Genomic DNA, 21933 nt, shown 5'->3' on the forward strand with positions numbered 1-21933 from the left:
CCGAGGATTCTCCATCCCCGTCACCGACGGCGTCGCAGCGAGAAGAGCTCGGCCGAGATCCGTCCGTCGGCGATCAATTCCCCGATGAGGTCGGACTGGTGTTCGGCCTGCTGCCATGCGCGCGCGTCGCCGTGACGGGCGGTCAGCTCGGCCGTCACCGCGTCGACGCGGCGGCTCCACTCCCCTGGGACCGCGTCGAGTTGATCCGTACCGCACGCGTCGTCGACGCGAAGGCCCGCCTCGTCCACCAGCCGGTGAAACGCGTCCATGGTCGGAAAGTGGTTGCCATCGGGCACCTCCGCCTCCCCGAGGGGCTCTGCGGCGACGAGCACCAAGAGGCCGATCCGACCGGGCGTGCGCGTCACCCGCACCAGTTCGTGCAACAGCTCCAGCTGCGCCTCGGTCGTGCACAGCACCCCCAACGCCCATGCCGCGTCGACCGAGCCGTCGGCCACCGGCAGGGCGGCGGCATCTGCGCGAACCACCGGATGGGCGAACAGGGTCTGCGCCGCGCGGCAGGCACCCGCCTCGGGCTCGACCAACAGCGGCCGCACCTCAGTTCGCCGAGCGGCGTACGCGGCGGGCCCTCCCACGCCTGCGCCACAGTCCACCAGTGTCTCTCCCGATGCGAGGTCGAGCCGCGCGACCAACCAGTCGAGCGCGGCGGGGCTGCCGCTGCCGCGACAAGCGGCCGGAACGTGATGGTCGGGGCCTAGCTGCACCGCGACGTCGGCGGTCCACTCGGCGACCGTGTCGAATTCGGCGGACATGGCGTCACTCATCGGCCGAGCTCCCTCCGGATGCGAGCGCCGACCTCGGCCTTGATCTCGGCCCCAAAGCGGGTGCCGCGGGCCGTGGCCGAACCCGAAAGGTTGACTCCGTCGACGCCGTCGATCGAGAGCAGATTCCGCGCCTCGGTCACGGCGGCCTCGATACCCGCCTCGACGGGATCGTCCGCGGCGAGGACGTCGTCCACGACGCGCTCGTCGAGTTCCAGCCCCGGCAGGCCTTGCAACACCGCGGCCGAGACGACGTCGGTGAACACCGCGACGCCGGCCACCACCGGCATCGTCAGGCCGGCCGCTCGGGCCGCGGCCACGAACTCCTGCGCCACCGACGGTGACGGCACGTGGTTGAGTACCGCCAGACTGGCTCCGGCGCGCTGTTTGTAGACCAGGCGCAGGGGACGTGCGGACACCGGCGGCGCCGTTGGCGTCTCGGGTACGGCCGCCACCATGCCGAGGGAATCGGCCAACGCCACCAGCCGAGGTCCGTCCAGGTCGAAGGTCTGCGTGACGTCCGGGCGCACGTCGTAGCCGCGGCCGTCGCCGGTGACACAGAAGACCGTGCGCACGCCGACGTGTGCCAGCCCGCGCAGTTCCTGCTCGAGCACTATGCGGTTTCGGTCCCGGCACGACAACGTAATCCACGGCGTCACACCGGTTTCCAGGAGAAGACCACCCATGATCGTCGGCGGGAAGTCGGGGCGATTCTGGTGCTCGCCGACCAGCACGGCGTCACACGACCTCGCCAGAATCCCCGCGGTGGCCACGACGTCCGCGGCGTCGAACGGACTGCAGCTGAAGTCGCCGAGGATCAGTGGCGCCGGCACCGGGATCGGCTCCGCGACGGCTCCCGACCAGGGTACCGCGTCGTCGAATACGCATGGGGCGGGCAGCATTTCACATTGCCCGTCGAGCCTGACCCCACCGCAAGGCCCGAATTCCATTCGCTTGGGACAACTCTCGACCGTCGGACGGGCCGTCACGTCACGGCTTGAGCATGATCTTGACGGCGTTGTCCTGCTTCTTCTGGAAGATCTCGTACGCGTGGGGAGCGTCGTCGAGCGGCAGCACGTGGCTGGCGAAGTCGTCGACGCCCAGCGGGTCGTCGTCGCCGAGCAGCGGCATGATGTCGTCGACCCACCGCTTGACGTTGGCCTGGCCCATCTTGAGCTGAACCTGCTTGTCGAACATCGTCAGCATCGGCATCGGGTCCGCCACACCGCCGTACACGCCGATGACCGAGATGTTCCCGCCGCGCCGCACGACGTCGATGGCGGAGTACAGGGCTCCGAGGCGGTCCAGGCCCGCCTTCTTCATGAACGGCTTGGCCAGTGCGTCGGGAAGCAGTCCCGTCACCTGCTGGGCGATCTTGGTGACCGGCGAGCCGTGTGCCTCCATGCCGACCGCGTCGATCACCGAATCGGTGCCCCGACCGTCGGTCATCGAGCGGATCGCGTCGCCGACGGCGAAGTCGATCTCGTTGAGGTTGACGGTGCGGATGCCGCGGGCAGCGGTGCGCGCGAGGCGTTCCGGAACCAGGTCAACGCCGATGACCTCGTACCCGAGATGATGCGCGATGCGCGCGGCCATGTCGCCGATGGGGCCGAGCCCGAGCACCGCGACGGTGCCGCCGTCGGGAATGTCGGCGTACTGCACCGCCTGCCACGCGGTGGGCAGCACGTCGGAGAGGTAGACGAAGCGCGAATCCGGCGGGCCGTCGGGCACCTTGATGTGGGTGAACTGGGCCTGGGGCACCCGCAGCAACTCAGCCTGCCCGCCGGGAACGGCGCCGTAGAGCTCGGAGAACCCGAACAGGGCTGCGCCCATCCCCTGATCTCGAACCTGGGTGGTCTCGCACTGGGTGTAGAGGTGGGCGTCGCACATGAAGCAGTGACCGCACGAGATCTGGAACGGAATCACCACCCGGTCGCCAACCGCCAGGTTCGACACGTCCTTGCCGACTTCGCGAACGATGCCCATCGGCTCGTGGCCGAGAATGTCGCCGGGGGTCATGAACGCACCGAGCACCTCGTAGAGGTGCAGGTCGGAGCCACAGATGTTGGTGGACGTGACCTCGATGATCGCGTCGTTGGGTTCCTCGATCCGTGGGTCGGGAACCTGCTCGACCCTCACGTCGCGTTTGCCCTGCCAGGTCACTGCCTTCACCGTGTGCTCCGTCCGCTGTCCGAGTCCGCCTTGCGGAGGGCACGTACCCGCGTCTGGTACGGCAAAACTCGACGGGCCGGGTTGCGGCTGCCTGGCTAGAAGATTCGGAGCGGGTTACTCGGCCTCGAGATCCTCGCTGTCGACGAACAGCAGATTGTCGTCGTCCAGCATGACCGCCCAGCGGCGCGCGGGTCCGGCGATGAGGTTGCCGCCGATTTCGACCGGGATGCCGATGGATTCGCCGAAGTCGTCGACGATCACCCCGTGCGCCTCGCGGTCGGAGCTGGGAAACACTCGGACCCGCGTGGTAATGCCGACGCCTGCAGGCGCGTCACCGCCGCCGCTGGCTGCGACTTCACTCATCATCGTTCCCCCGTCTGTCAAAGTTTCCCCGACGGTTCACATTCTCGACCAACCGAGGACGCGCCGACAACACTTCGGCCGATATGACGTGTTCGTCACGTCGAACCGGCTTGGGTCACCCGGGGTCCGGGGGCGCCTGACGAGGAGCGCCCTTGAGGGCTTGATGCCAAAACCGCCAAGGGCTTGAGGGGATCGCAGGCCGGCCTGCGTTACCTCTCCGCGTCCAAAGCTACACCGTCACCTGCAGACTCGTTTGTTAGCTGGCGCCACGGTCGACGCCGAGTTCTCGCAATCGCGCTCGATAGGCGTCGACGTTCGCGAGCTTCACGCCCTCGTAGCCACGGACCACGTCCGGGAGTGCGGCGACGGTGACCGCACGGTCGTAGTCCCCGCCGGGCAGCTCGGCTGCCAACTCGGTCACGATGTGTTCGTACTCGTCGCGCAGACGACGCTCCACCCTGCGGACGTGTGCATGGCCGAACGGGTCGAAAACGGTTCCCCGCAACACCTTTCCCTTGGCGAGCACGCGCAGTGCAACGTGACTCCTCGGCCCGAGACCGATCTTCTTCTTCCTCCCGAGAGCCCGAAGCGCGGGTGGGTGCAGCTTGTAGGTCAGCTTCTCCCCGGTGGGGAACTCGGCTTGGACCTGCTCGACGAATCGCGGATCCGTCAGCAGGCGGGCGACCTCGTATTCGTCCTTGTAGGCGGTGAACTTGAAGAGCCCGCGGGCGACGGCTTCGCTGAACTCCGTGCGGTCCGACGCCGCCCGCTCGGCCGTCCACACCTCGTGCATCACGGTGACGTATCGACGAGCCACCCGCTCGCCCTGAAACTCCATCAGATCGGCGGCCCGCCGCGAGACCAGATCGCCCAGCTGCCCGGTGAAGGACGTTCCGGCCAGGACGCGCTCAGGCGGTGGCACCCGCTTGCGCGCCGGCGCGGGAGCAACGGCGTCGCCGAAGCGGGACGGGTCGGCGACGGCGACTCGACCCCAGCGGAAGGCGGCCAGGTTCGCCTCGACCGCGACCCCGTTGACGCGGATGGCTTCCTCGACGCACTCCGCCGGTATCTTGAGCGCTCCACTTTGATGGGCGGCGCCGATCAGCAGGAAGTTCGCCGCCGCCGTGCTGCCGAACAAGGCCTGAGCGGCTGCCAGGGCGTCGAACGAGTGCACGCTGCGAGACACCCGGCCGAGTCGGTTCAGCAGGTATGGCGTCTCGGGATAGGCGACCGACTTGTCGTAGACCATGGCGCCGGTCGGCGTCTTGGACGTCGACGCGACGGAGATCGTCCGGGCGGGGTCGCCGTACTCGAGGTTCTTGCCGTCCACCGCGGCCAGCAGGTCGAAGGCGACGAAGCAGTCCGCGGCCCCCGGCGTGAGCCGGTTGGAGGGTTCGAGCCTGCCTGCGGCGAATCTCAGGTGCGACACGACGGGTCCGGCCTTCTGGCTCAGCCCAATCTGGTCGAGACTCTCCACTTCGTAGCCGGCGCGCAGAGCCGCCGTCGCGAGAACCTGGTTCACGGTGACGATGCCGGTTCCCCCGATGCCTGCGAAGAAGACGTTGTGGGTCGAGGTGATCGGTTCGACGTCGTTGTCGGGCAGCTGTGGCGCGTCGGGCAGCTGTGGCGCGTCGACCCGCCGGGTCCGACGAACCTTCCCGCTCGGCTTTACCTCGACCGTGACGAACGACGGGCAGTCGCCGTCCAGGCAGCTGTAGTCGGTGTTGCACGACGTCTGGTCGATCCGGGTCTTGCGGCCGAGATCGGTGTCGACCGGCTGCACCGACAGACAGTTGGACTTGACCCCGCAGTCGCCGCAGCCCTCGCACACCGCTTCGTTGATGAGAACCCGGGTGGTGCGTGTCGGCAAGGTTCCGCGCTTGCGTTGCCGCCTGGCGTCGGCCGCGCAGTGCTGGTCGTAGATCAGGACGGTGACGCCTTCGACTTCGCGCAGCCGCTTCTGGGCGTCGTCGAGTCGATCGCGGTGCCAGACGGTCGTGCCCTTGGCCATCGCGCGGCGATCGTGACGCTTGGGCTCGTCGGCGCAGACGATGATCTGCTTGACGCCTTCGGCGGTCAGCTTGTGGGTCAGCCGCGCGACGGTGAGCGCACCCTCGGCATTCTGCGCGCCCGTCATGGCGACGACCTCGTTGAAGAGCAGCTTGTAGGTGATGTTGACACCCGCTGCGACGGCGGCCTGCACGGCGAGTTGGCCCGAGTGGAAGAAGGTTCCGTCGCCGATGTTCTGGAATATGTGCGCGACGTCGGTGAACGGAGCCTGGCCGATCCACTGACTGCCCTCACCGCCCATCTGGGTGAGTCCGGTGACGGCGCTGTCCGTGCGGTCCGACATCGTCACCATCGTGTGGCAACCGATCCCGCCACCGGCCAGCGAGCCCTCGGGCACGGCGGTCGACCGGTTGTGCGGGCAGCCGCTGCAGAAGTAGGCCGCACGCTTGGCGGGGAGTACGTCGAGCGTCAAGGCGGGAGGCGGCGGCGTCTTCAGTTCGAGCCGGCCGGCGAAGACGCGACGCAGCGGCGCCAGCAACCGTCCCGCGGTGAGTTCGCCACCCGCGGGGATCAGCGGCCGACCGGCGGCGTCCCGCTTGCCGAGGATGCGCGGTGCGCCCGTCGTGCCGTACAGGATCTCGCGCACCTGCGTCTCGACGAATGCCGTCTTGTCCTCGACGACGAGGATCTCGTCCAATCCGTCGGCGAAGGCCGTGACGGCGTCCGGCCCCAACGGGGTCGGCATGCCGATGCGCAGCAGTCGGATCCCGGCGCGGTGCAGCGCCACGTCGTCGGCGCCGAGATCGGCCAGTGCCTGCCGTACCGCGTCGAACGTCGGTCCCGTGGCGGCGATCCCGACCGTCGCGTCGGGAGGGTCGAGGTCGACGACGTCGAGGTGGTTGGCCGCGCCGTAGGCGCGCACCATCTCGGTGCGCGGCCCGTACAGATCGGCCTCGGCGTCGAGGCTGCTGGAGGGCGCAGCCATCGGTCGCTGCCGGTAGCTGAAAGGCCTTCCCTCCCAATGCACTTCGGGCACCACCACGTCGACGTCGGCAACGCTGCCATCCACCGACCAGGCGCCGTCGGCCACGTCGGCCACGATCTTGAGCGCGACGACGCACCCGGAGGCGCGCGACATCGCCACGCCGTGCATCGCCATCGTGACGACCTCGCGGGCGTTGCGCGGAAACAGCACCGGGATTCCGAGCGCCGCCAGGGACCGTTCGCTGACGGCGGGCACGGTGGAGGACTTCGACGCCGGATCGTCGCCGACGAGAAGCAGCACTCCCCCATGCGGATTGACGCCGTACATGTTGGCGTGCCGCAGCGCGTCGGTGGCGCGGTCCAGGCCGGGCCCCTTGCCGTACCAAACCCCGACGACGCCGTCGTACTTCGGCGGGGAGTGAGCGATGCCTGCCGCCGCCGCGAACGCGGCGAGATCGGCCTGACTGCCCCACACCGAGGTCGCGGCCAACTCTTCGTTGAGACCGGGGACGAAGGTGATGTCGTTGGCGTCCAGCACCTCGGGCATGCCCGCAAGCATCCGGTCGACTCCGCCCAGCGGACTGCCCTGATAGCCGGACACGAACGTCGCCACCCGTCGACCCGCGCGGGTGTCGCGTTCGTGCTGCTCGACCAGCGCCCTGGCGATGGCCTGCACACCGGTCAGCACCACCGCGCCCGAGCCCGATCGGTAGCGGTCGCCCAATTCGTAGGGCTGGCGGTCGATCGGACGGGTGTCGAGGTCCGTCATGGGAGGTCACCACCTTGGCTGTAGTGGGCGTATTGCTGACTCCAGGGAACCATCGGTACGCATAGTGAGCAAGCAGTGCCGACTCTCTTGAGCATGTTGCCCATTATTGGTGAAGTGTGACGTGGAATACTGGGCGACATGACGAAGCTCGATCGCACCGATGCGCGGATGCTCCTGGCGATGTGTGACGCGCCGCGGGCCACCGGCGTCCAGCTGGCCGCCGCGCTCGGCCTTGCCCGCAACACCGTCGCGGCCCGGCTGGCACGGTGGGACGAAGACAAGGTCCTCGCCCCCGTCGACCGATGCGTGTCACCGCGCGATCTCGGCTACCCGTTGAAGGCGTTCATCAGCGCGGTGGTCGACCAGCATCGCCTGGATCAGGTGCTCGTCGAACTGGAGACCATCGCCCAGGTCACCCAGATCACCGGCCTGTCGGGGGCGGCCGACCTGCTGATCGGTGTGGTCGCGACGGACGCCGACGACCTCTACCGGGTCGCCGGGCTGATACTCGGGGTGCCGGGGGTCGAGCGCACCACCATGTCGGTCGCGATGCACGAGGTCGTCGCCTACCGCACCAGGCCACTGCTGGAGGAGCTCGCTAGGCCCTAGCCAGTTTCTCGATTCGCTTGAGCGCCAACGCACACACGGGCAGATACGCCGGCGCCCACAGCGGCACGCCGAACGATGCCCGGCACCCCCGCGAATGCGGCGTCACCACGTGCCGCGTCGCGGGCACACCGGCGACCTTCCACGCCCACACCCGGCCGTCGTCGAATTCGGTGATCTCGAAGGGCAGCGCCACGCCGACCGGAGTCCACACCTTGCCTCGGGATCCGAGTCGCAGCGGACCGGGGTCGTCGAGCTCCGCACGCTGCACCGTTGGTCCCCACTGCGGCCATGCGTCCAGATCGGTCAGTACCCGCCACACCGAATCGACCGGAACGGCCATCGTGCGTGCCGTGCTCAGCATTCGCCTGGGCCGTTCGAGCTCATGGCCCCACTCTTCCCTGGCGTTGGGCCGGTCAAACCGTCAGGCGGCCTGGGCCTCGTACCAGGAGTCCAAGAAGCGGTCGACCCATTCCGCCGAGACGAACTCGCCGAACTGCCGGGGGTTGTCGATCAACTCGTGATCCCATCGGCCGTCGCCGTTTCTGCGGGACATCAGCACCGGCCCGACGAAGATGTTGCCTGCGAAGACGAGGTGGAGTGAGTCGTCGCCGCTGCCCTCGACCTCTAGGTAGTAATTTACGTGTCCCGCCTGCCCCGCGACGCGCCTAAAATTACGAACAGTCGGATGTCTGTCAGGCACCGATTTCACCCCCTTGGCGCCCCAGACTCCGGCATCGAGACGTTGACGTCAACGGTGTTGACATAAGGAGCGCACAGCCGTGGCCGAGTCGAGCAGGCAGCAGGCCGCGGGCAGGCGACGCCGGCGCACCGGCACCGGCACCGAGTTGTCGCGCGAGGCCTACGTCGACGCCGCGGTCAACCTGATCGAGAACCGGGGCGCGTCCGTGCTGAGCGCGCGGACGCTCGCGGCGGCCGTCGGCGCGGACGCCACCGCTCTCTACCGACACTTCACCGGCGTCGACGACGTCGTGCGGGCGGTGGCCGACCGGATGATCGGTCTCGGCCTCGACCGCTGGACACCCGGGCCGGACTGGCTGGAGTCGTTGGCCAGGCTGGCGCGGGTCCTGTTCGCGGTCTACGCACAGGACTTCCCCAGGGCGGGGTTGGCGGTCGCGAGCCGGGCGACCGGTCTGCCCAACGAGATTCGAGCCGTCGAGCTCACCCTTGGGTTGTTGCGGGAGGGCGGTTTCGACGACGAGTCCGCGGCGAAGTGGTTCGGCGCCATCGCCAACTTCGTGCTCGGCCAGGCGATGCTGCAGAGCGCCATCGTCACGCTGCCTGCCGAGATTCAGGACGCCGACAAGGCCTCCTGGCAGACGCTGTCGACCCGGCTGCCGCACGACGAACATCCCCACACCCACGCCGCGGCGCCACACCTCGGCGAGTACATGGTGCAGCCCTCATTCGAAATGGTTCTCGAACTGACACTCAAGGGCCTGGCCGCCTCGGTGCCATAGGGCGACGGGTCCTGCGCTGCGTACTGTCGAGCGATGAGCAACGGTCGGACCAAGGTACTGATCATCGGAGGCGGCTTCGGCGGACTGTTCTGCGCACGCAGCCTCGGCGGCGACGACGTCGACGTGACGCTGCTCGACCGGGCGGCGTGCCACGTCTTCCAACCCCTCCTCTACCAATGCGCGACCGGCACGCTCAGCATCGGCCAGATCAGCAGGTCGCTGCGCGAAGAACTGGCTCGGCACCGCAACGTGACCACCCTTCTCGGCGAGGCCGTGGACCTCGACGCCGACGCCCGCCGCGTCACCGCGCGGCGGCCCGACGCGAGCACGTTCGAACTCGACTACGACGTGTTGGTGGTGGCCGCCGGAATGCGTCAGTCCTATTTCGGGCGCGACGAATTCGCGAAGTGGGCGCCGGGGATGAAGACGCTCGACGACGCCCTGACCATTCGCCGCCGACTCTTCGCCGCGTTCGAGATCGCCGAAACCCTCGCCCCCGGTCCGGAACGCGACGGATGGCTCACCTTCGCCATCGCCGGCGGGGGACCGACCGGAGTCGAACTGGCCGGCCAGATTCGGGAGATGGCGACCCGCGCGTTGGCCAACGAGTTCCACAGCATCGAGCCCGAGGACGCCCGCGTGCTGCTCTTCGACGGCGGTCAGTGCGTCCTCGCCGGCTTCGCGCCGGGTCTGGCCGCCAAGGCCGCCACGATTCTCGAGGACCTCGGGGTGGAGATGCACATGGGCGTGCACGTCACCGACGTCCGTCGGGAAGGCATCACCGTCACCCCCAAGGCCGGCGGACCCAGCGAGGACCACGCCGCACGGACGGTGCTGTGGACCGCAGGGGTGGAGGCGGTGCCGTTCGCCAGGAGGGTCGCCGACGTGCTCGGTGCGACGTCGGATCACGCGGGCCGGATCGCGGTGGAGGCCGACCTGACCGTCCCAGGGCACGGCGAGATCTTCGTCATCGGAGACCTCGTCGGCCGGGACCACCTGCCCGGAGTGGCCGAGAACGCCATGCAGGGCGGCCTACACGTCGCGTCCTGCCTCCGACGTGACCTAAAGGGCAAGCCCCGCAAGCCCTTCCGATATCGCGACCTGGGCTCGGCGGCGTACATCAGCCGAGGCCACGCCCTGCTACAGGCCGGTCCCGTGAAGCTCACTGGCGTATTGGGTTGGCTCGGTTGGGGTTTCATTCACATCGCCTTCCTCACCGGCGTGCAGAACCGGGTCAGCACGGTGGCCACCTGGTTGTCGACGATCGCCCGCGCGCGACGGACGGACCGCACCTTCATGCTCGGCAGCGGCACCACCCCGGAGCAGCCCTACACCTGGGCGGCCTGTGGCCCGGTGACGCACCCGCGGGCCGTCGACCCGTCCTGAGCCGACTCCGTGATTGACGACCGGATGGTCGGGGTATCCCCTGTCCGCAGGTGGCTACCCAGCCGCCCAGGACGGAAGGCTCCGCCGATGAGCGTGGTCGAACGAGGCACGGCACGGTGCCCACGGTGCATGGTTCAGGCCGACTACTCCTTCCAGGAGGGAGACGGCGGCTTCCTGCGCTACGAGGTGTCTTGCCAGCCCTGCGGCTACGTATACGTCGAGGACTGCGCGGCGCCGTCGCTCGACGCACCCGCCGCCTGACCCGATCTCACCCCATCCCGTGTCCACGCGCATCCAATGGCTCATGCTTGACCCATGAGCAAGCTTCGTTGCGGGAACTGACGTGACACTGCAGGAACAGCTGATCGCCGCGGTGGGCGACCGGCGTGGACTCGATGCGGCCGACCAGCTTTGCCTGGCGTGCGTGATGCTGTTCGACGTCGAAGCGGCAGCCATTTCGGCGGTGTACGACGGAATCAACATGGGCACCGTCGGCGTTTCGAGTCCATCGGCGCGTACGTACGACGAGCTGCAGTTCACCTTCGGCGAGGGACCGTGTCTCGACGCCGTCCAGTTCCGGGGGCCCGTCGCGTCCGTCGACCTGGCCCACCGCGACGAGGTGCGCTGGCCGGCCTTTCGGCCCGCCCTGGTGGCGCACACCATCCGCAGCGTCTACGCCGCTCCGGTGGTGGTGGCCGGTGAATACGTCGGCGCGCTCGACCTGTTCCGCACCCTGCCCGGCGATTGGCCTGCCGAGACGTCGGCGGGCGCACTGGTAGCGGCGCAGATGGCGACCGTGCCGTTCATGGATCTACTCGCCGACGACTCGGTGGCGGCGATCAGCGACCCGTCGAGCGACGCGTGGGCGGAGCTGTCCCAGTTCGCGCGGGCAGAGGTCAGCCAGGCCACCGGGATGTTGGTCGCCCAGCTGGACGTCACCCCGTCCCAGGCCTTGGTCCGGCTCAGGGCGCACGCCTACGCCACCGGGCGCAGCGCGACCGAGGTGGCTCGCGACATCATCGAGCGCCGCCTCCGGTTGGACGCCGACTAATGGGGCCGACGACGCACCGGACGAAGGTCGACGGGGGTGCACACGCGTGACGGAACTTCCTCGGGAAACCCAGGTCTTGGCAGCGGTGGTCACCCTGGTGGACACCTTGCTCGACGACTACGACGTCGTGGAGCTCCTCACTCAGCTCACCGAGAGCTGCACCCAGGTCCTCGACGTACACGCCGCCGGTCTGCTCCTCGCCGACCCCAGCGGCGACCTGCATCTGATGGCGGCGACGTCGGAGAAGGCTCGAGATCTCGAGCTGTTCCAACTGCAGGCCGAACAGGGGCCGTGCCTGGACTGCTTCACGACGGGCCGGCCGCTGTCGGTGGCGGACGTGCGGGGGGCCACCGACCGCTGGCCCCGCTTCGCCGATGCCGCCACCCGGGCCGGCTTCGCCTCGGTGCACGCCCTGCCGATGCGCGCGGGCGGCACCGTGCTTGGCGCCATGGGCCTGTTCGGAACGCGGGTCGGTGAGCTGAACGACGCCGATCAGCTCGTCGGCCAAACCCTCACCCACGTCGCCTGCGTGGCGATCCTGCAGGAACGTTCCCCCAGCCCGGCGACGGTGCTACCGCACCTGCACCACGCGTTGCAAAGCCGGGTGCTGGTGGAGCAAGCCAAGGGATTCCTACGCGAACGCCTCGGGGTCTCGGTGGAGTCGGCGTTCGTCCTGCTGCGGCAGTACGCCCGCGTCAACGGCGAGCACATGAGCGACGTGGCCCGGCGTCTGATGGCTCATCCGGCAGAGCGTGGACCGATCGTCGACGCGATGCGGCACCTACACGTCTGAGGATCGACCGGCGTTCTCGTCAGGACGCGTCGACTCGGGGCTGCTGCTGCGTGATGCAGTGGACGCCGCCACCGCGCGCGAAGATGGGCCGCGCGTCGACGGTCACCACCCGCCGACCCGGGTAGGCCTCTCCCAGCAATTCGGTGGCGCATTGATCTGCCGCCGCCTCTCCGAAGCCGCAGGCGATCACACCGTCGTTGACGACATGGTGGTTGACGTAGCTCCAGTCGACGAAACCATGGGCGTCGCGAAGGGTGGCCGGTGCGGGCACGTCGACGATGTCCCATGCTCGTCCCGCGGCGTCCGTCGTCGCCTCGAGGGCAGCTCGCACTTCCCTGCTCACCTCGTGGTCGGGGTGCGCGGGATCGGTCTGAGCGTGCACGAGCAGGCGGCCCGGTGACGGGATGGTCGCGACGATGTCGACGTGGCCGTTGGTGCCAAGGCTCTCGTAGTCACGGGTCAGGCCGCGCCGCAGCCAGATCACGTGCGTGGCACCGATCGTGCGCTCCAGCTCGGCCTCGACGCGACGCTTGTCGGCGTACGGGTTTCGGCGCGGGTCGAGCTGCACCGTCTCGGTGACCAACACCGTTCCCGCGCCGTCCACGTGGATTCCGCCGCCCTCGTTGACGAGGGTAGAGCTGACGATCTCCGCTCCGACCAGTGGAGCCACCCCTCGGACGACCTCGGCCGACTTCTTCCACTCCGCCCAGTCGGGCGAGCCCCACCCGTTGAAGGTCCAGTCCACTGCGCCAAGAACATTGGGACGGTCGTCGTCGACGACGAACGTGGGCCCGAAGTCACGCATCCAGAATTCGTCGAGTGGCAACTCGACGACGTCGATGTCGGTGGACAACATTCGTCGGGCGCGCTCGATCTCGGTGGGGTCGACCACCATGCTGACCGGTTCGAATTCGGCAACGGCGTGCGCGACCTCGGTCCACGCCGCGTAGCACTCCTCCCGCTCGGCGGCGCTGTCGCCCATCGTGAAGCCCTCCCGCGGGAAGGCCATCCACGTCCGGTCGTGGGGGGCCGTTTCGGATGGCATGCGCCAGGTCATGAGTACCGTCTTTCTCGAGAAGTCAATGTTTGCAAGGGATTGCGCACGAGGTCGGTCACCGCTTGCGCTTGCGGCGACCCGGTGGACGTGGGGGTCGTGCCGATGCGACGAGCATCGCGAGACCCCGCTCGAATGCGCGAGTAGCGATGGGATCGTCGGGGTCTTCGTCCAGCAGCGTCTCGTAGGCCGCGGCCAGGCGCGGAAAACACTCTTCCTGACCGACCGGATCGAACACCACACTGGGCCCCGACATGTCGAGCACGCTGCCGAGAATGAAGGACTCGAACGCGGTCAAGAGGGGAAGCACCTCCGCGCTCGGCCACCCGACGGCCTCTGCCGCGACCGCGAAGTCCTCGTACTCCGCCAGCAGCACCGGCGCCGACGCGCGCGTGGTCATGAGCAGCGGGACCGCCCGGTGATGCCGTGCGAGGGCCACCCGGTAGGACCTGGCCCAGGCGACAAGGCCGTCCTCCCATGGCAATTCGCGCAGCGGTGCCGAATCGATGTTGGCCGACACCAAGGCTCGGAGGTCTTCGATCATCGCCGCCCGGTTGGCGACGTGGTTGTAGAGCGAGGTGGGGTTCACCCCCAGTTTCTGGGCCACACGCCGCATGCTGGCGCCGTCGACGCCGTGCCGGTCGACCAGGGCCAGGGCGGTGCGGGCAATGAGGTCGCGGCTGAGCAGTGCGCGAGGTGGTCGTGCGATGGTCGCCTCCTCCTGGGTGCACGTCAGCGCGCGCGGATACTCTCTTTCGTAAACCTACAGCGTATGTTTTAGTGCTGTCATGATCACCGCCGCATTCAGGGTCGCCGAGGCCGACGTCGACCGCTTGCGCCGGGCGCTGGGTGAGGGTGACGGTTGGTTCACCGACGGCGCCGTCGCCGGGGCACTTACCATCACCGCCGGGTCGCCGTTGTGAGCACCTCGAGCACACCGTCTTCGAAAGAGAGCAGCCAAACGCCCATGACCGAAAAGGTTTTCGACTTCTTCGCCAACCCCGAGCTTCCCTCGCCGACGCTGGAGATCGACGAGGTTCGGCGACTGATGGACGAGACATTCGGGATCTCTTGCAGCGCCACCGAGCTGGGAAGCCAGCAGGATCAGAACTTCGTGGTGTCCGACGTCGCGAACACCATGCCGATCGGTGTCCTCAAACTCAGCAACCCCGTCTTCAGCGAGGCAGAGATCGACCTGCAGGACCTCGCCGCAGCGACCGTCGCCGAGCGCGAGCCGACGCTGCGCGTCCCTCAGGTGGTCGACGGCCCTCGTGGGCCAATGTCCGCGTGGTGGAACACCTCCCAGGGCCGCATCCACGCCCGCGTCATCACCCACGTCTCCGGCGCCACGCTGACGGGGTCGGGCTACCTCTCCCCCGCAACGGTGGCCCGGTTGGGAGAGCTCGCCGCCAAGGTGAGCGTCGCGCTCGCCGACCTTCGGCACCCGGCGTCCGTCCGGGTGCTGCAGTGGGATCTGCGCCACGCCGCGCGCGTCATCGCGACGCTCGCACCCGACGAACCCGACACCGCGGTGCGCGGGTTCGCCTACGCCGTCGCCGAATCGGCGCAAACCCGCCTCGACGCGGTCTCCTCGCGCCTGCCCACCCAGCTCGGGCACTTCGACATCACCGACGACAACGTGATCGGTAGACCCGGCGCTCTGCCAGATGCCGTCATCGACTTCGGAGACGTCATCGAGTCGTGGGCCGTCGGCGAAATCGCCGTCACCGTCTCCTCACTGCTGCATCACGACGGCGTCACCCCAGCCGACGCGCTGCCCGCCATCCGCGCCTTCCACTCGATTCGCCCGCTCAGCGAGGACGAGGTCGACGCGATCTGGCCGCTGGTTGCCCTTCGGGGGGTGGTGTTGGCACTGAGCGGCCGTCAGCAGGTCCGGCTCGACGCGGGGAACGCCTACGCCGACGCCGCGTTGGAACGCGAATTCCTCGTGCTCCGGCAGGCGGCGTCGGTGCCGTTCGAGGTGATGGGCGAATGCATCCGTCGTGCAGTCGGTTTCGCGTCCCGCCCGCGCCCGGTGTGGGACGCGGCCCCCCTGGTCGACGGCCTGACCGGTGCGGTCACCCTCGACGCCGGGACGATGTCGCCGCTCAACGACGAGGGACGCTGGTTGGACCAGGGAGCACTGGGAGACACCGCACTGGCGGCGCTGGACGGCGGCGCCAGTGCGGCCGTCGCGCCGGCGTGGCGCCCTCGGCTCGCGGGCGCCCCTGCACGCACTCCCGCCGCGCCGGCCACCGTGCCCACCGCGCTCACCCTGTGGCTCGCCGAGGACACCACCGTCGCCGTCCCGGCCGACGGCCGCCTGGTGCCGACCGACGACGGCTTCACGATCGTCACCGGCGAGCACGCCGTGCGATTCACCGGCGTCGCAGCCAGGGCCGGGGACCGGGGGCAGCTTCCGGCCCGCACCCCGGTCGACGTCCAGTTCACCCGCGCGGACGCCTGCGAGGTGCCACTTCTGGTGGAGCAGGCGTACGCCGTTGGCTGGCAGATTCTCGCCGGTGATCCCGGTCCGAGCCTCGGCCTGCCTGCGACGGTCGAGGAGGTCGACGACGACACCCTCGCCCTGCGCGAGCGCGTACTGGCCGACGTGCAGGAGCACTACTACGCCCGTCCCCCGCGCATCGAGCGGGGATGGCGTGAGTTCCTCGCCGACGTCGACGGTCGCGTCTACCTCGACATGGTCAACAACGTCGCCTCCGTCGGGCACGCCCACCCCAGGGTGGTCGAGGCAGCCAACCGGCAAATGCACCTGCTGAACACCAACTCCCGCTTCAACTATCGTGTGATCGCCGAATACGCGGAGCGGATCTCCGCGACGCTGCCCGCCGAACTCGACACGGTGTTCTTCGTCAATTCCGGCTCGGAGGCAACGGATCTCGCCATCCGCATCGCGATGGCCGCGACCGGACGAACCGACATCGTGGCGATGCGCGAGGCGTATCACGGCTGGACCTATGCCAGTGACGCCGTCTCGACGTCGATCGCCGACAATCCCAATGCCCTTGCCACGCGGCCGTCCTGGGTGCACACCGTCGACGCGGCGAACTCCTATCGCGGCGTGCACCGCGGTGCCGACGCCGTCCGCTACGCTCCCGAGGCCGTGCAGGTCATCGAGGACTTGGCTGCCGCGGGAACGCTTCCCGCCGGGTTCATTTGCGAGTCCTACTTCGGCAACGCCGGTGGGGTTGCGCTCCCCGACGGCTATCTCGCGCAGGTGTACGCCGCGGTGCGCAGGCACGGCGGCCTGGCGATCGCCGACGAGGTGCAGGTCGGCTACGGCCGGCTCGGCGAATGGTTCTGGGGTTTCCAGCAGCAGCAGGCAGTCCCCGACGTGGTGGCCGTCGCGAAGTCCGTGGGCGGCGGGCAGCCGATCGGCGTCGTCGTCACCCGACGTGACATCGCCGAGCGCTACCGCTCGGAGGGATACTTCTTCTCCTCCACCGGTGGCTCACCGGTCTCGTCCGCGATCGGCCTTGCCGTGCTCGACGTGATCGAACAGGAAGGCTTGCAGGAGAACGCGCGCGTCGTCGGCGCACACCTCAAGGCCCGCCTTCTCGCGCTGGCCGACGAGCACCCGATCGTCGGCACCGTCCACGGCTCGGGCTTCTATCTGGGCCTCGAATTCGTCCGCGACCGAGTCACTCTCGAACCAGCCACCGAGGAGACCGCCGCGATCTGCGACCGCCTGCTCACTCTCGGGGTCGTCATGCAACCCACCGGCGACTACCTAAACGTATTCAAGATCAAGCCGCCGATGTGCATTTCGAAGGAGTCGGTGGACTACTTCGTGGACTCGCTCGAACGGGTTCTCGCGACGGGCTGGTGACGGGCCAGGCTCGAACGTCCACGGCGTGAGCGTCGTTCGCCGCGGACGGTCACCTAGGGGGCTACCGCGTCCCGGGGCGCCACCCCGGCTGGTTCGAGGAGCAGGCCGACGACGTCCTCGAGCGGCCGAGGCGGGGCGACGAGGTCGGCCCAGGGGAACCGCAGGCTGCTGTCGCGGAGGAAGCCCAGCGCCGCGGTCAGATGGCGCGGTTCGTAGTTGTGCACACCGAAGATGGCCAGCTGCCGGCGGACGACGGACTCGGGCGTCATGGCGACGTCGGCGTCGGGTGCCACGGCACCGGCGAGGACTGCGACACCCTGGACGTCCAGCGCTCGAAGCCCCTCCTGCAGTGCCGACGACGACCCGGAGAATTCCAGCAGCACGTCGGCGGGTCCGGCCTCCGAGACCAACGCGACGGCCTCCGTCGCTCCGAATCGCCTTGCCAAGTACCGCCTTCCGCGATCGACGTCGACCGACGTCACCGCTGATGCGCCGCCCCACGCCGCTGCCGCGATCGCCGTGAGCCCGAGCATTCCGGCCCCCACGACGACGACCCGGCGATCGGTCAGCCGCCCGGCGCGTTCCGCGACGGCCATCACCGTGGCAGTGGCGCACGCAGCAGGCGCGGCGACGGCATCGGCGAGCGCGTCGTCGACCACGGCGACCGCCAAGCCGGCAGGGAGCAGGACGTGCCGGGCGTATCCACCGGACAGTCCCCACCCGGAGTCCAGCGCCTCGTGGCCCGCCTTGCGCACGGTCCGGCACTTGGCCGTAACCCCGCGCCGGCACCGGTCGCAGGCACCGCAGCCCAGGGTGACCGACCAGATGACCCGTTGCCCCACGCGCAGCGCATCACCATCGGCGCCCCTCGCTCCCCCAGCCGCGATTTCGACGATCTCGCCCACCGTCTCGTGACCGAGCACCGACGGGCAGGGCTGGTCGCGTCGCCCGCTGACGGTGTGCCGGTCGGATCCGCAGACGGTGGCCAACCGAACCCGCACCAGCACCTCGCCGCGCTGCAGAGCAGGTACCGGCACCGACTCGACCGCGATGTCGCGGCCGCCGCGCCAGACGGCGGCGTCAGTGCGATCAAGATGTGCCGCAACGGTTGTCGTCTCGGTCAGCGGTCGGATCGTCATGCGCTGGCCAGTGCGCCGACGGACACTCCGAGCAGAGCGGGAAGATCGGCCACCGAAGGCACCAGGTGGGTGTGACGGTGGGCGCCGAGTTCCACCGCGTCGCCAGCTCCGGACAGGACCCCCACGACGAGGGCAGCGCCGGCGTGGACTCCGGCCTGCAGATCTCGCGGGGTGTCACCGGCGACCAACACGCGGGCCACGTCGGTGACGCCGACGGCCTCCATCGCGCGGAAGATCATGTAGGGCGCGGGGCGACCCTCCGTGACGTCACTGCCGCAGACCACCGCGTCGACCACCGACTGGCCGTCCCACCCCAGTGCCCCCAGGAGCGAGTCGACGATGTCGCGGTCGAACCCGGTGTTCAACGCGACCCGGATGCCCGCCGCCCGCAGGTCGGCGAGCGCCTCGGGCACACCCGGCAACGGCGTCGGCGGCCGCTGCACGTAGGCGTCCTTGAGCCGTGCCCGGAAGTCGGCTACGACGGCGTCGAGCCGATCGGCGCTCGGTGGTGCGCCCGTACGGGACGTCAGCAGTGCGCGCAGCGCCTCGTGCTTGGAGGCCCCATGCCAACGTGCGATGTCCGACGATGACGGGGACGCACCGTGCGCGGTAGCCGTCTCCCCGAGGACGCGGTAGACCTGCAGGCCTTCGTCGACGGTGGTTCCGGCCATGTCGAGGACGACGAGTTCGGGGGTGGACGAGGTCATGGTGTGGAGCCCTTCCTGCTGGTGTCGGTGGGGGTCGAATCCGTCGCGTTGCGGGCCAGCGCGCATCGTTCGTCGAAGGCGTTGTGCAACGTGAAGCTGACGAGACCGGGCAGATAGCGGTCGTCGTGGTACTCGATCACCTCGCCGTCGGCGCCACGCGTGGAACGCTGCTGCCGCAGGAGAGGTGACCCCTCGGGCACGTCGAGGTTCAGCGAATCGATGGGATCGGCTGCGACGGCGTCGATTACGTGCGAGGCGGTGGCGAAGCGGACACCTTGGGCCAGGAGATGCGCCCAGATCGATCCGGAATCGCAGTCGAAGTCGAACAGGCGGCGCCCGACCGACTCCACGAAGGTCGCGCGCTCCAGCATGGCCGGCGCGTCCTCGAGGTACCGCAGGCGAAGCAGCTGTACGACCGGCGCTCCCACCTCGACGTCGAGGACAGACGCGACGTGCTCGTCGGCCCGTCGCACCGCCAACTCGATCGTGCGCTGTCCGGGCGTGCGGCCGATCGAGCGGGCCCACGCCGAGTAGGAGAGCAAGGTGTCGAAGGGCTGGCCGACCGAGGTCGAACTCACGATCGGTGGCTTGCCGCGGCCACCGGCGATGAGGCCTTCGGCGCGAAGCGTGGTCAGAGCCTGCCGCACCGGACCCCGCGAGGCGTTCCACCGTTGACACAGTTGAGATTCGGACGGGAGGGCGGCACCCACGGCGAGTTCACCGGCGCGGATCTGGGCACGGAGGCTGTCCGCGATGACTTCGTGCAGAGCGACGCCCATGTGACTTGACTATACATGTCTAGATCAGCGTGTCCAGCAGCTCGTCAGCGGAATTGACCTGCGAGTGAACACTTCTCGAACAGAAGCTATCGGAGCTGGAAGAGCGTTGACAACCGATCGGCCGTCGGCGGACGGTACTAGTCATGACAAGTATTACCGCCTCTCGTCCCGACGTGGGGACGTCGCTCGACGACGCGCCGCTCGGCATCTTTCACTTCAAGGCGGCCGCCACCGCAGGCGCCGGATTCTTCACCGACTCATACGACCTGAACGTCATCGGCACCGTGACGCTACTGGCCGGACCGCAACTGCACCTCGGTGCCGCTCAGACCTCGATGCTGACGAGTTCGACGCTGTTGGCAGTCGCCGTCGGCGCGGTGTCCTTCGGCCGATTGGGTGACCTCCTGGGTCGGCGGCGCATCTACGGACTCGAAGCAGTGCTCATGATCATCGGCGCGCTGGTGTCGGCGTTCGCACCCAATTTCACCGTCCTGCTCGTCGGCCGCCTCATCCTCGGGCTGGGGATCGGCGGCGACTACCCCGCCAGCGGCGTCCTCATGACCGAGTACGCCAACACCCGCAACCGAGGACGGCTGGTCGGGCTGACGTTCGTCTTCTACGTCTTCGGGCAGGTGACGGCCTACCTCGTCAGCCTCCTGGTGCTCACCGCCGGAGTTCCCGACGACATCGCCTGGCGGCTCATCCTGGGGATCGGGGTACTCCCGTCCCTCCTCGTGCTCTACCAGCGTCGCCACATGCCCGAGTCACCACGATGGACCGCAGCCAACGGAGACGAGGAGCGTGCCCGGCAGGACTTCGAGGCCTTCACCCGAGCGGGCAACACCACATTCGCCGCCGCGTCGGGCGCGCACCGGCAGAGTGGCAGGATCCGCGCTGCAGTCGGCAACCGCAGAGTGCTGTTGACCCTCGTCGGCACGGCGGGCAGCTGGTTCTTCTTCAACGTGGCGGTCTACGGCAACTCCGTGAGTCAACCGCTGCTGCTCAAGAGCATCGTTCCGCACGGCTCCACGGTGTCGAACATCGCGATCAACGCGGTCCTGGTGGTGCTGTTCAGCCTTGGGGGCGCGGTGGTGGGTCTCGTCGTCCTGGACCGCCTGCCGCGACGAGTCCTACAGAACGTCGGGTTCGGGCTGTGCGCTGTGGCGATGTTGTCCATCACCGTGATTCCCGCGCTCAGCGGCACGGTCCTGCCGTTCGCCGTGGTCTTCGGCGTCTCTCTGTTCGGGATCGCCGTAGGACCCAACTACACGACGATGCTGCTGGCCGCGGAGTCCTATCCGACCGCCATCCGCAGCACCTTTCATGGATTGTCCGCGGGCGTCGCCAAGGTCGGCGCCTTCGCCGGCGCCCTAGTGGTGCCGTTGATCCTCGCCGGAGCGGGTCTGCGGGCCGTGACTCTCCTCGCCTTCGGCTGTTACGTGGCCGCCATCCTGGCCACCTTCTTGATTCGGGAGCCCGCCGGGCGCGCGCTCGACGACATCGGCGCCGACCTCGACGTCGACGTGCCGGCCCTGTCGGCCCTGTCGTCAACCCGTGGGCACGACACCACGTGAGGGCTGCCGCACATCCGTCGCCACTACGTTTCGGCTTTGCCGACCGGGACGTTGCCGTCGTGTCCGTGCTGCGTCGAAGGGCGGCGAACCCGCTAAACACCTCTGTGCGGCTCCAAACAATCACTTTTCCCACCGCTGCGAAGCGACTCGATCCAGAGCGAATAGCCGCGACCACTTATTACTAACTGCACTTGTCTGGGCCAACTGCTCGCGGGCGGCTCGTGCCACCAGCAACGGCAATTATTCGCGAATTGGGCTTCCGGCGAACCTGCCGTACGCGCCGTTCACCACTTCGGCCACTGTCCGTACTGGCAGATTTGCGAAGCGGGTGCTCAGTCTGTGGATCATCTCGTCGATACCCCAGTGTTCGCTCGGGCTGGCCCCGGCTATGACACACAGCGCCGTGCGTTGACGATCGCTGATCATCCGTTCGTCG

At 68.6% G+C, this 21933-nt stretch carries 22 protein-coding genes; 9 read left to right on the forward strand and 13 right to left on the reverse strand.

Translation table 11 applies throughout. The features are described from left to right. Positions 1-20: 20 nt before the first annotated feature. The 5 genes from B1790_RS20185 to B1790_RS20205 all read right to left on the reverse strand — a co-directional run bounded on the left by B1790_RS20185 (position 21) and on the right by B1790_RS20205 (position 7077). A complete protein-coding gene (locus B1790_RS20185) occupies positions 21-782 on the reverse strand; it encodes a class I SAM-dependent methyltransferase (RefSeq protein WP_198952062.1) in 762 nt (253 codons plus the stop codon). Then, complete coding sequence (locus B1790_RS20190; protein ID WP_142271426.1) at positions 779-1729, reverse strand: methylenetetrahydrofolate reductase; 951 nt, start codon at positions 1727-1729, stop codon at positions 779-781. The genes B1790_RS20185 and B1790_RS20190 overlap by 4 nt, the downstream gene beginning before the upstream one ends. Positions 1730-1769: 40 nt before the next feature. Continuing rightward, a complete protein-coding gene (locus B1790_RS20195) occupies positions 1770-2951 on the reverse strand; it encodes a zinc-dependent alcohol dehydrogenase (RefSeq protein WP_079925031.1) in 1182 nt (393 codons plus the stop codon). 114 nt (positions 2952-3065) lie between these two features. Continuing rightward, positions 3066-3314 carry a hypothetical protein gene (locus B1790_RS20200; RefSeq protein ID WP_142271413.1) on the reverse strand — a complete coding sequence of 83 codons (249 nt, stop codon included), beginning with the start codon at positions 3312-3314 and terminating at the stop codon, positions 3066-3068. 256 nt (positions 3315-3570) lie between these two features. After that, complete coding sequence (locus B1790_RS20205; protein ID WP_079925032.1) at positions 3571-7077, reverse strand: indolepyruvate ferredoxin oxidoreductase family protein; 3507 nt, start codon at positions 7075-7077, stop codon at positions 3571-3573. Between the two features lie 138 nt (positions 7078-7215). Between B1790_RS20205 and B1790_RS20210 the strand changes: the two genes are divergently transcribed. Then, positions 7216-7686: an Lrp/AsnC family transcriptional regulator gene (locus B1790_RS20210; protein ID WP_079925033.1), complete on the forward strand. Its 471-nt coding sequence runs from the start codon at positions 7216-7218 to the stop codon at positions 7684-7686. On the opposite strand, the gene B1790_RS20215 is transcribed toward B1790_RS20210, so the two are convergent. Further along, entirely contained in the window at positions 7676-8026 is a 351-nt protein-coding gene (locus B1790_RS20215) for an SRPBCC family protein (protein ID WP_233165229.1), read from the reverse strand. The genes B1790_RS20210 and B1790_RS20215 overlap by 11 nt on opposite strands. 81 nt (positions 8027-8107) lie before the next feature. Beyond that, positions 8108-8386: a hypothetical protein gene (locus B1790_RS34380; protein WP_142271414.1), complete on the reverse strand. Its 279-nt coding sequence runs from the start codon at positions 8384-8386 to the stop codon at positions 8108-8110. Positions 8387-8465: 79 nt separating this feature from the next. Between B1790_RS34380 and B1790_RS20220 the strand changes: the two genes are divergently transcribed. From B1790_RS20220 to B1790_RS20235, 5 genes are all read left to right on the forward strand, one after another. Further along, entirely contained in the window at positions 8466-9164 is a 699-nt protein-coding gene (locus tag B1790_RS20220; RefSeq protein WP_079925035.1) for a TetR/AcrR family transcriptional regulator C-terminal domain-containing protein, read from the forward strand. A gap of 33 nt (positions 9165-9197) precedes the next feature. Further along, complete coding sequence (locus B1790_RS20225; RefSeq protein ID WP_079925036.1) at positions 9198-10550, forward strand: NAD(P)/FAD-dependent oxidoreductase; 1353 nt, start codon at positions 9198-9200, stop codon at positions 10548-10550. 129 nt (positions 10551-10679) lie between these two features. Beyond that, the gene (locus B1790_RS35665; protein ID WP_255407286.1) at positions 10680-10811 is read left to right on the forward strand and encodes a hypothetical protein; all 132 of its coding nucleotides are present in this window, start codon (positions 10680-10682) and stop codon (positions 10809-10811) included. Between the two features lie 82 nt (positions 10812-10893). Continuing rightward, positions 10894-11601: an ANTAR domain-containing protein gene (locus tag B1790_RS20230; RefSeq protein ID WP_198952064.1), complete on the forward strand. Its 708-nt coding sequence runs from the start codon at positions 10894-10896 to the stop codon at positions 11599-11601. Between the two features lie 46 nt (positions 11602-11647). Next, positions 11648-12394 carry a GAF and ANTAR domain-containing protein gene (locus tag B1790_RS20235; RefSeq protein ID WP_079925037.1) on the forward strand — a complete coding sequence of 249 codons (747 nt, stop codon included), beginning with the start codon at positions 11648-11650 and terminating at the stop codon, positions 12392-12394. Between the two features lie 19 nt (positions 12395-12413). Here B1790_RS20235 and B1790_RS20240 read toward each other — a convergent pair whose 3' ends face one another. Then, a complete protein-coding gene (locus B1790_RS20240) occupies positions 12414-13451 on the reverse strand; it encodes an agmatine/peptidylarginine deiminase (RefSeq protein WP_079925038.1) in 1038 nt (345 codons plus the stop codon). Positions 13452-13506: 55 nt separating this feature from the next. After that, positions 13507-14184, reverse strand: a complete 678-nt coding sequence (locus B1790_RS20245; RefSeq protein WP_369832387.1) for a TetR/AcrR family transcriptional regulator C-terminal domain-containing protein — start codon at positions 14182-14184, stop codon at positions 13507-13509. A gap of 52 nt (positions 14185-14236) precedes the next feature. Between B1790_RS20245 and B1790_RS35670 the strand changes: the two genes are divergently transcribed. Then, positions 14237-14371, forward strand: a complete 135-nt coding sequence (locus B1790_RS35670; RefSeq protein ID WP_255407287.1) for a hypothetical protein — start codon at positions 14237-14239, stop codon at positions 14369-14371. Positions 14372-14415: 44 nt separating this feature from the next. Further along, positions 14416-17298 carry an aminotransferase gene (locus B1790_RS20250; RefSeq protein ID WP_079925040.1) on the forward strand — a complete coding sequence of 961 codons (2883 nt, stop codon included), beginning with the start codon at positions 14416-14418 and terminating at the stop codon, positions 17296-17298. Between the two features lie 53 nt (positions 17299-17351). On the opposite strand, the gene B1790_RS20255 is transcribed toward B1790_RS20250, so the two are convergent. From B1790_RS20255 to B1790_RS20265, 3 genes are read right to left on the reverse strand one after another with little or no spacing between them, the layout of a single operon-like run. Next, a complete protein-coding gene (locus B1790_RS20255; RefSeq protein WP_079925041.1) occupies positions 17352-18437 on the reverse strand; it encodes an alcohol dehydrogenase catalytic domain-containing protein in 1086 nt (361 codons plus the stop codon). Next, positions 18434-19144 (reverse strand): phosphonatase-like hydrolase, encoded by a 711-nt coding sequence (locus B1790_RS20260; protein ID WP_079925042.1) that lies wholly within the window; start codon positions 19142-19144, stop codon positions 18434-18436. Before B1790_RS20260 ends, B1790_RS20255 begins: the two co-directional genes overlap by 4 nt. Continuing rightward, positions 19141-19923, reverse strand: coding sequence for a GntR family transcriptional regulator (locus B1790_RS20265; protein ID WP_079925043.1), 783 nt, complete (start codon positions 19921-19923; stop codon positions 19141-19143). The genes B1790_RS20260 and B1790_RS20265 overlap by 4 nt, the downstream gene beginning before the upstream one ends. A gap of 143 nt (positions 19924-20066) precedes the next feature. Here B1790_RS20265 and B1790_RS20270 point away from each other — a divergent pair, with 143 nt between their 5' ends. Next, positions 20067-21497 (forward strand): MFS transporter, encoded by a 1431-nt coding sequence (locus B1790_RS20270; protein WP_079925044.1) that lies wholly within the window; start codon positions 20067-20069, stop codon positions 21495-21497. 240 nt (positions 21498-21737) lie between these two features. Here the strand turns inward: B1790_RS20270 and B1790_RS35915 are convergent, their stop codons facing one another. After that, a complete protein-coding gene (locus B1790_RS35915; RefSeq protein ID WP_369832388.1) occupies positions 21738-21923 on the reverse strand; it encodes a three-helix bundle dimerization domain-containing protein in 186 nt (61 codons plus the stop codon). Positions 21924-21933 lie beyond the last annotated feature (10 nt).

Origin of the sequence: Mycobacterium sp. AT1, from assembly GCF_002043095.1 — a bacterium.
In the GTDB taxonomy this organism is placed as follows: Bacteria; Actinomycetota; Actinomycetes; order Mycobacteriales; family Mycobacteriaceae; genus Mycobacterium.

Bases quoted from the DNA above. Each gene is read 5' to 3' on its own strand.
- B1790_RS20185 (WP_198952062.1), bottom strand. From the start codon at position 782: ATGAGTGACGCCATGTCCGCCGAATTCGACACGGTCGCCGAGTGGACC.
- B1790_RS20190 (WP_142271426.1), bottom strand. From the start codon at position 1,729: ATGGAATTCGGGCCTTGCGGTGGGGTCAGGCTCGACGGGCAATGTGAA.
- B1790_RS20200 (WP_142271413.1), bottom strand. From the start codon at position 3,314: ATGAGTGAAGTCGCAGCCAGCGGCGGCGGTGACGCGCCTGCAGGCGTC.
- B1790_RS20205 (WP_079925032.1), bottom strand. From the start codon at position 7,077: ATGACGGACCTCGACACCCGTCCGATCGACCGCCAGCCCTACGAATTG.
- B1790_RS20210 (WP_079925033.1), top strand. From the start codon at position 7,216: ATGACGAAGCTCGATCGCACCGATGCGCGGATGCTCCTGGCGATGTGT.
- B1790_RS20215 (WP_233165229.1), bottom strand. From the start codon at position 8,026: ATGGCCGTTCCGGTCGATTCGGTGTGGCGGGTACTGACCGATCTGGAC.
- B1790_RS20225 (WP_079925036.1), top strand. From the start codon at position 9,198: ATGAGCAACGGTCGGACCAAGGTACTGATCATCGGAGGCGGCTTCGGC.
- B1790_RS35665 (WP_255407286.1), top strand. From the start codon at position 10,680: ATGGTTCAGGCCGACTACTCCTTCCAGGAGGGAGACGGCGGCTTCCTG.
- B1790_RS20240 (WP_079925038.1), bottom strand. From the start codon at position 13,451: ATGACCTGGCGCATGCCATCCGAAACGGCCCCCCACGACCGGACGTGG.
- B1790_RS35670 (WP_255407287.1), top strand. From the start codon at position 14,237: ATGATCACCGCCGCATTCAGGGTCGCCGAGGCCGACGTCGACCGCTTG.
- B1790_RS20250 (WP_079925040.1), top strand. From the start codon at position 14,416: ATGACCGAAAAGGTTTTCGACTTCTTCGCCAACCCCGAGCTTCCCTCG.
- B1790_RS20255 (WP_079925041.1), bottom strand. From the start codon at position 18,437: ATGACGATCCGACCGCTGACCGAGACGACAACCGTTGCGGCACATCTT.
- B1790_RS20260 (WP_079925042.1), bottom strand. From the start codon at position 19,144: ATGACCTCGTCCACCCCCGAACTCGTCGTCCTCGACATGGCCGGAACC.
- B1790_RS20265 (WP_079925043.1), bottom strand. From the start codon at position 19,923: ATGGGCGTCGCTCTGCACGAAGTCATCGCGGACAGCCTCCGTGCCCAG.
- B1790_RS20270 (WP_079925044.1), top strand. From the start codon at position 20,067: ATGACAAGTATTACCGCCTCTCGTCCCGACGTGGGGACGTCGCTCGAC.
- B1790_RS35915 (WP_369832388.1), bottom strand. From the start codon at position 21,923: ATGATCAGCGATCGTCAACGCACGGCGCTGTGTGTCATAGCCGGGGCC.